The organism is Azorhizobium doebereinerae UFLA1-100 (genome assembly GCF_000473085.1).
GTDB classification, from domain to species: domain Bacteria; phylum Pseudomonadota; class Alphaproteobacteria; order Rhizobiales; family Xanthobacteraceae; genus Azorhizobium; species Azorhizobium doebereinerae.
In genome coordinates this window covers 94,302-102,245 of sequence record NZ_AXBA01000025.1, presented here as the reverse complement: position 1 = coordinate 102,245, position 7,944 = coordinate 94,302, and the positions used below count along the sequence as shown (strand labels likewise).

At 69.2% G+C, this 7,944-nt stretch carries 9 protein-coding genes; 2 read left to right on the top strand and 7 right to left on the bottom strand.

What is annotated here, in order from left to right:
* Positions 1–286: IS5/IS1182 family transposase (locus YU1_RS0117835; protein WP_029005241.1), on the top strand; the 286-nt coding region annotated here is incomplete at its 5' end.
* Here the strand turns inward: YU1_RS0117835 and dxr are convergent.
* The 7 genes from dxr to YU1_RS0117800 form a co-directional block, all read right to left on the bottom strand.
* A complete protein-coding gene (gene dxr, locus YU1_RS0117830; protein WP_029005240.1) occupies positions 274–1,443 on the bottom strand; it encodes a 1-deoxy-D-xylulose-5-phosphate reductoisomerase in 1,170 nt (389 codons plus the stop codon). The two genes, YU1_RS0117835 and dxr, sit on opposite strands and share 13 nt — an antisense overlap.
* A gap of 10 nt (positions 1,444–1,453) precedes the next feature.
* Positions 1,454–2,269, bottom strand: coding sequence for a phosphatidate cytidylyltransferase (locus YU1_RS0117825; RefSeq protein ID WP_035715784.1), 816 nt, complete (start codon positions 2,267–2,269; stop codon positions 1,454–1,456).
* Positions 2,269–3,030, bottom strand: coding sequence for an isoprenyl transferase (locus YU1_RS0117820; protein ID WP_029005238.1), 762 nt, complete (start codon positions 3,028–3,030; stop codon positions 2,269–2,271). The genes YU1_RS0117825 and YU1_RS0117820 overlap by 1 nt, the downstream gene beginning before the upstream one ends.
* Before the next feature lie 30 nt (positions 3,031–3,060).
* Positions 3,061–3,621 (bottom strand): ribosome recycling factor, encoded by a 561-nt coding sequence (frr, locus tag YU1_RS0117815; RefSeq protein WP_029005237.1) that lies wholly within the window; start codon positions 3,619–3,621, stop codon positions 3,061–3,063.
* 416 nt (positions 3,622–4,037) lie between these two features.
* Positions 4,038–4,754 (bottom strand): UMP kinase, encoded by a 717-nt coding sequence (gene pyrH / locus YU1_RS0117810; protein WP_029005236.1) that lies wholly within the window; start codon positions 4,752–4,754, stop codon positions 4,038–4,040.
* A gap of 23 nt (positions 4,755–4,777) precedes the next feature.
* Complete coding sequence (tsf, locus tag YU1_RS0117805; protein ID WP_029005235.1) at positions 4,778–5,701, bottom strand: translation elongation factor Ts; 924 nt, start codon at positions 5,699–5,701, stop codon at positions 4,778–4,780.
* A 102-nt stretch (positions 5,702–5,803) separates the two neighbouring features.
* Positions 5,804–6,808, bottom strand: a complete 1,005-nt coding sequence (locus YU1_RS0117800; RefSeq protein ID WP_029005234.1) for a 30S ribosomal protein S2 — start codon at positions 6,806–6,808, stop codon at positions 5,804–5,806.
* 286 nt (positions 6,809–7,094) lie between these two features.
* Between YU1_RS0117800 and YU1_RS0117795 the strand changes: the two genes are divergently transcribed.
* Entirely contained in the window at positions 7,095–7,886 is a 792-nt protein-coding gene (locus YU1_RS0117795; protein ID WP_029005233.1) for a crotonase/enoyl-CoA hydratase family protein, read from the top strand.
* Positions 7,887–7,944 lie beyond the last annotated feature (58 nt).

Below are 7,944 nucleotides of genomic sequence, written 5' to 3'. Positions count from 1 at the left end.
GCGCCAGATGTCCTGTACCCGCATCCTCCATGGTGACAAGGGCTATGATAGCGATGCCATCCGCCGACAGGTCGAGGGCATTGGCGCCATGCCGAACATCCCGCCCCGCTCGAACAGGCGCTGGAAGAACTGCTTTTCGCCAGCACTCTACCGCGACCGAAACGCCATAGAGCGCATGTTCTGCCGCCTCAAGGATTTCAGGCGCATCGCCACACGATATGACCGGCTCGCGACCAACTTCCTGGCCGCCGTCTCCATCGCCGCAGCCGTAAGCTACTGGTTATGAGTCTGGGCCCTAGGCAAGAGGGAAAGGGCGATGCGCCGGGCGTCGGCATCAATGGCCATGGCCTCGGCGACCGATCCGGGCGCCCTCCCCCGCCCGCTGCGGGCGAGCGTTTCCTCAACGGTGGCAGCGATTCCATAGAAGCCGATGCGTCCGTCGAGGAAGGCGGCGACGGCCACCTCATTGGCGCCGTTGAGGATGGTCGGCGCCGATCCGCCCTCCGCGAGAGCCGCCCGTGCAAGCCCGAGGCAAGGAAAGCGCCCGACGTCGGGGGCTTCGAAGGTCAGCCGGCCCAGCGTCGCGAGGTCCAGCCGGCGGCAGTTGGTGGGCAGCCGGCCGGGATGGGCGAGGCAATGGGCGATGGGCAGGGCCATGTCCGGCATGGCCAGCACCGCCACCACCGAGCCGTCCACGAATGACACCGTCCCATGGACGATGGATTCGGGGTGGACCACCACATCGAGCTGCTCGGGCGGCACCGCGAACAGATGGTGCGCCTCGATCAGCTCCAGCCCCTTGTTCATCAGGGTGGCCGAATCGATGGTGATCTTCGCGCCCATGGACCAGTTGGGATGCTTCAGCGCGTCCGCCGGCGTCGCCCGCGCGATCACCTCCCGCGTGGCGGTGCGGAACGGCCCGCCCGAGGCCGTGATCATCACCTGCTCCACCGCGCTGCGCGGCCCGGCGCTGAGCGCCTGGAAGACGGCATTGTGCTCCGAATCCACCGGAAACAGGTCGGCTCCGGTGCGCGCCGCCTCGGCGATGAAGAAGCTGCCCGCCGCCACCAGGCATTCCTTGTTGGCGACACCGATGCGCCGCCCGGCGGCGAAGGCCGCGACGGTCGGCTCCAGTCCGGCGATGCCGGAAATCCCGGCGATGACCACATCCGCCTCGCGCGCCGCCGCCTCCAGCACGGCTGTTCGGCCCGCGCCGCTGGCGATGCCGGTTCCGGCCAGAAGCTCCGCGAGGCCGGCCCCGGCGGCCTCGTCGGCAATGGCGGCGAAACGGGCGTTCAGGCGGATCGCCATGTCGGCCAGGGCCTGCGGGTCGCGCCCGCCCGCCACGGCCTCGACGCGAAAGGCGTCCCCCGCCCCGGCCAGCACCTTGGCGGCGCTGCGCCCCACGGAGCCCGTGGCGCCAAGGATGGAGACCGCTGTCATGACTGACGTCCTACCATAGAAGCAGCCCGGCCGCAGGCGTCGCCCCGCCGTGCAGCAGGGCGATCAGCAGCGCGGCGAGCGTCGCCGTGGCGAAGCCGTCCAGCCGGTCCAGCACGCCGCCATGCCCGGGAATGAGCTTGCTCGCATCCTTCACGCCGAAGGTGCGCTTGAAGGCGGATTCCGCCAGATCGCCCGACTGCGCCACGATGCTGAGAACGAGGCCGATGGCGATGAGCACGGGCGTGAAGACGAGCCCGCCGGCCAGGGCGACGGCCAGCCCCGCCAGGGTGCCGAACACCGCGCCGCCCACGGCGCCGGACCAGGTCTTGTTGGGCGACAGGCGCGGCCAGAGCTTCGGCCCGCCCAGCGCCCGGCCGGTGAAATAGGCGGCGATGTCGGTGCCCCAGACCACGGCGAACAGGAACAGGACCGCCAGCATCCCCACCTGATCGTCGCCGCGCAGCACCAGCACGGGCAGCGCGGCGGCGGCGGCGCAGAGAAAGCCGAGGGTGGACCAGAGCCGGGGCTTGGTGGTGACGGCGCAGGCTGCGGCGCCGGCGATGACCAGCCAGGCGGTGGTCCCGGGCTCGCCCAGCAGCAGCAGGATCATGCAGCCGATGAGCACCATGCCGCCGATGCCGTAGAACAGCGGGCCCGGCGTGATGCGGGCGACGCTGGCCCATTCCCACACCACGCCCAGCGCCGCCACCGTCCACAGCAGGAGGAAGGGCGCGCCGCCGAAATAGGTGGCCGCCAGCACCACTGGCGCCAGGACCACCGCGGACAGGGTGCGCTGCTTGAGGTCGCGTCCGCCGATCACGGGCATCAGCTGCCGGTTCGGGCGGCAAGCCCGCCGAACCGGCGATCCCGCCGGGCGTATTCCTGGATCGCGCCCAGAAGCGCGGCATGGTCGAATTCCGGCCAGTAGATCGGCAGGAAGACCAGTTCCGCATAGGCCGCCTGCCACAGCAGGAAGTTTGAGAGCCGCTGCTCGCCGCTGGTACGGATGATGAGGTCGGGGTCCGGGATGCCGGCGGTAGACAGGCGGCTGCCCAGGAGGTCGGCGGTGATCTCCTCCGGCCTCAGCGTCCCCGCCGCCACTTCGGCGGCAAGGCGGGCGGCCGCCTCGGCGATCTCCTGGCGGCTGCCGTAATTGAACGCCACCACCAGGGTGAGGCCGGTATTGTCGCGGGTCAGCGCCTCGGCCTCGTCCAGCATCAGGCACAGGTCGCGCGACAGGCCGGCGCGCTCGCCGATGATGCGGACCTTCACATTGGCCGCGTGCAGGTCGGCCAGATCGTGCCGCAGGAAGCGCCGCAGCAGGCCCATGAGCTCGGAAATCTCGCTCACCGGCCGCGACCAGTTCTCGCTGGAGAAGCTGTAGATGGTCAGGTAGCGGATGCCGATCTCGCGGGCGGCGCGCACGCAGCGGCGCAGGGCTTCCACGCCGCGACGGTGGCCTTCGACGCGCGGCAGGTTGCGCGAGGTCGCCCACCGGCCATTGCCGTCCATGATGACGCCCACATGAACCGGCACCCCCGTCTGCAACGGGGCGCCGGTCTCCTGAACGCCGTCTGCCCGGGACATGGCCCGCTCCCCCGTCACGCTGAGCGGTTCTTAGACCGACAGGATTTCTTTTTCCTTGTGGGCGAGCGTCTGGTCCACCTCGGCGATGGTCTCGTCGGTGACCTTCTGGACCTCCTTGGAATGGCGCTCCATGTCGTCTGCGCTGATGGCGCTGTCCTTCTCGAGCTTCTTCAGGAGGTCCATGCCGTCGCGGCGCACATGGCGCGCGGCGACCTTGGCCGCCTCGGCATATTTGTGGGCGACCTTGACCAGTTCCTTGCGGCGCTCCTCGTTGAGCTCCGGGATGCGGATGCGCAGCACCTGGCCTTCGGTATTGGGGTTGAGGCCGAGATTGCTGTCCCGGATCGCCTTCTCCACCGCATTGACCATGCCGCGGTCCCACACCTGCACCGACAGCAGGCGGGCCTCCGGCACCGACACCGTCGCCACCTGGGCCAGCGGCAGGTGCGAACCATAGGCATCCACCTGGATGGGCTCCAGCAGGGCGGCCGACGCCCGTCCCGTGCGCAACCCGCCGAGTTCCTGCTTCAGCGATGCAACGGCGCCCGCCATGCGGCGCTTGATATCGGCAATGTCGAAAGCGGTGCTCATGGCTGTCCTCTATGTTCTCCGGCGGCGCGGCCTGCCGCGCCCGCCTTCGTGTCGGGGCGCGGGCACAACCGGCCGCGCATGCCCACAGGCCGTGGGCTGGAATGGGTCGCCCGCGACGCCTCTGTCAAGAGCCGACGCAGGTTTCCGGCCGCCCTCTCCCACCACCGGGGTGGGCGCGGGCACCAGACCGAGACGGCATCGTCTCCGGAGAAACGGCGCGCAGCGGCCCGACATGCGGGAGATTTGTTCCGACGCAAGGTGGAAGGCGATGCCTGTCCCTCCCCCGCGCCGGCGAAGCCCCCTTGAGCCGGATCCGCTCAGGCTGAACCAGCCTGAGCGATGAATCCGCCTCGAAAGCGATGAACGGAGAACGCATGACCCGACCGGCCTGCGATGCAGGCCAGTCGGCGTGCGCCCTAGGGCGAGACCACCGTGACGCGCCCCTCCCCCTTCGCCGCGGCGACGATGGCGCCCGGCTCACGGATGGAGAATACGATTATGGGCAGCGCCGCTTCGCGGGCAAGGGCGAAGGCGGCCGCATCCATCACCTTGAGATCATAGGCCAGAGCCTGATCGTGGGTGATGCGCTCGTAGCGCGTCGCGTGAGGATCGGTCTTGGGGTCGGCGGTATAGACGCCGTCCACGTTGGTCGCCTTCAGCACCGCGTCGGCGTCCAGTTCGGCCGCGCGCAGCACGGCGCCGGTGTCCGTGGTGAAGTACGGATTACCGGTGCCGCCGGCCAGCAGCACCACGCGGCCGAGCCGCAGGTGGCGCATGGCGGGCTGGCGGGCATAAGGCTCGCAGACCGTGGGCATGGGAATGGCCGACATGGTGCGGGCGGGCTGGCCCGCCGCCTCGATGGCCGCCTCCAGCGCCAGGCAGTTCATGACGGTGGCGAGCATGCCCATGTGATCGGCGGTGGAGCGGTCGAGATCCTCGCCCGCCACCCGCGCGCCACGCAGGATGTTGCCGCCGCCCACCACCACGCCGACCTCGCAGCCGAGCTCACGCGCGGCCACGAGTTCACGGGCGATCCGGGCGACCGTCGGCGGATGCAGGCCGAACGGTTCGGATCCCATCAAGGCCTCTCCCGAGACCTTGACCAGGATGCGTGGGTAGGGAAGGTCCGGCATGGCCGTGCCCTCTCCGACCGCGGTCAGGACTGGCCAGCCGCGGCAGCCACTTCGGCGGCGAAGTCCGTCTCTTCCTTCTCGATGCCCTCGCCGAGCGCATAGCGCACGAAGCCGGTGAGCTTGATCGGCGCGCCGACCGAGCCCTCGTTCTCCTTGAGCACCTGGGCGACCGTCTTGGAGCCGTCGTGCACGAACGGCTGCTCCAGGAGGGTGACCTCCTTGAAGTAGGTCTTCATGCCGCTCTCGGCGATCTTGTCCTGCACGTTGGCCGGCTTGCCCTGGTGCTTCTCCAGCAGGATGGCCTTCTCGCGGGCGATGGTGGCCTCGTCGATGCCGGAGGCGTCGAGCGCCAGCGGGTTCAGCGCGGCCACATGCATGGCGATCTGGCGGCCGAGGGTGGAGAGCTTGTCCACGTCGCCCGTCGATTCGAGCGCGACGAGCACGCCGATGCGGCCCTGGCCCTCGGAGACGGCGCCATGCACATAGGTCGCGATCACGCCCGCCGACACCGTCAGCTTGGCCGCGCGGCGGAGAGTCATGTTCTCGCCGATGGTGGCGATCAGCGTGGCCAGCTTGTCGGCCACGGTGACGCTCTCGCCCGGGAAATGGGCGGCGGCCACGGCTTCGATGGTGCCGTCCGTATTGAGGGCCACCTTGGCGGCTTCGCGCACGAACGCCTGGAAATCAGCGTTGCGGGCGACGAAGTCGGTCTCGGCATTCACCTCGATGGCGGCGGCGTAGTGGCCGGAGGACTCAACCGCGACCAGGCCCTCGGCGGCCACGCGGCCAGCCTTCTTGGCGGCCTTGGCGAGGCCCTTCTTGCGCAGCCAGTCGATGGCGGCCTCGATGTCGCCGTCGGTCTCGGTGAGCGCCGCCTTGCAGTCCATCATGCCGGCGCCGGTCTTGTCGCGCAGTTCCTTCACGAGTCCTGCAGTGATCGCGGCCATGCTCAGCTTCCTCTTCTTCTCACACCACGGCCGGCCAGGGTGTTTCCCGAGCCGGCCGTCGGGGCTTCGCCCCTCACCTCAAGTTTCAAGACGCTGGAAGGATCACTCCGTCTCGGCGGAGAACCCCTTCGCCTGGGCGATCCAGCCGTCCACGCGGCCCGGCAGGCCCACCTCTTCGCCGATGCGCACGGCATCGGTGGCGTCGAGGTCGGCGATCTGCTGGAAGTGGAACACGCCGAGATCGTTCAGCTTCTGCTCGATCTCGGGGCTCACGCCGGTCAGCTTCTTCAGGTCGTCGGCGACGCCGCGCGGACCCGAAAGGGGCTCGAACGAGGACCAGATGCTGGTCTCGACCGGCAGGTCTTCAGAAAGCGGCGCCTCCGCCTCGCCCATGTCCACGCCGAGGTCGGTGTGGCCACGGCCGATGCCGTCGATGGCGGCGCGGGCGACGAGGTCGCAATAGAGCTGGATGGCGCGGCCGGCGTCATCGTTGCCGGGAACCGGGAAGGCGATGCCGTCCGGATCGGAATTGGTGTCGAGGATGGCCGCCACCGGGATGCCGAGGCGCTGGGCCTCCTTCACGGCGATGTCTTCCTTGTTCGTGTCGATCACGAACAGCAGGTCGGGCAGGCCGCCCATGTCGCGGATGCCACCGAGGGCGCGTTCCAGCTTCTCCTTTTCACGGGAGAGCGTCAGGCGCTCCTTCTTGGTGTAGCCGGAGCCCTGCTCGGGGCCGGACAGCATCTCTTCCAGCTTCTTCAGCCGGGCGATGGAATTGGAGATGGTCTTCCAGTTGGTGAGCATGCCGCCCAGCCAGCGGGAATTCACATAATACTGCGCGGAGCGGCGGGCGGCATCGGCCACCTGGTCGGCCGCCTGGCGCTTGGTGCCGACGAACAGCACGCGGCCGCCCTGGGCCACCGTGTCGGACACGGCCTGGAGGGCGCGGTGGAGCGCCGGCACGGTCTGCGACAGGTCGAGGATGTGGATGTTGTTGCGCACGCCGAAGATGTACGGGGCCATCTTGGGGTTCCAGCGGTGAGACTGGTGACCGAAGTGCACGCCAGCTTCCAGGAGCTGACGCATGGAATAATCGGGAAGAGCCACTTTGGTATTCTCCGGTTGAGCCTCCGCGGACGTACCCTCGGCCCGTCAGGGACGAAGGCACCGGATGGGCGATATGCCCGATGTCCGCGTGCGGAATGGCGCGGCTAATAGCTCAAGGGGGGCAAAAGGGCAAGGGCAGGACGGCCCGCAAGTCCTTTCTCCCCCGGCGATTGCCGCAAACAGGTGAGCTTTCCTCACCCGCGCGCGCATTTTTCGCGTTTGCCGGCGGCGACGGCGGCGGCCAGCGTCGGGGCATGCCCCCCGGCGCAAAACCCAAGGAGCCGTCATGTCCCATCCCGTCCTCTGCCAGGTCAACGCGGGAATCGCCACGCTTACGCTGAACCGGCCGCAGAAGCTCAATGCCATCGACTATGCCATGGCCGATGCCCTGCTCGCCCATCTCGATGCACTGGAGACCGACGCGTCGGTGGCGGCGGTCATTCTCACCGGGGCCGGCGACCAGGCCTTCTCCGCCGGCGGCGACATTCCCGAATTCTCCCGCAGCGTCGGCCTCGGACCCTTGAGCGCGGTGCGCGACTTCGTGCGGCGCGGGCAGGCCATGACGGCGCGCATCGAGGCCTTTCCCAAGCCGATCATCGCCGCCGTGAACGGCCTCGCCTTCGGTGGCGGCTGCGAGATCACGGAGGCGGCTCCGCTCGCCATCGCCAGCGAGCAGGCTTTGTTCGCCAAGCCGGAGATCAAGCTCGGCATGCCGCCGACCTTCGGCGGAACCCAGCGCCTGCCCCGCCTTGCCGGCCGCAAGCGGGCGCTGGAGCTGCTGCTGACCGGCGACAGCTTCCCCCCGGCGCACGCGCTCGCTCTGGGCCTCGTCAACCAGATCGTGCCCCATGGCGAGCTGTTGCCGGCGGCGCAGGCGCTCGCGCGGCGCATCATGCGGCATTCGCCGGTAGCCGTGGCCAGCATCCTCACGGCGGTGACCCGCGGCATCAACCTGTCCATTGCCGAGGGCTTGCAGATGGAAAGCGAGCAGTTCGCCCGCATGGTGCCCACCCATGATCTGCGCGAGGGGCTCGACGCCTGGATCGAACGGCGCCAGCCGCATTATCTCGGCCGGTAGGCCTGATCCGGCCTTGAACGCGCCGAAGAGGCACGGGCCGGAGCAGCGCATCCGCGGC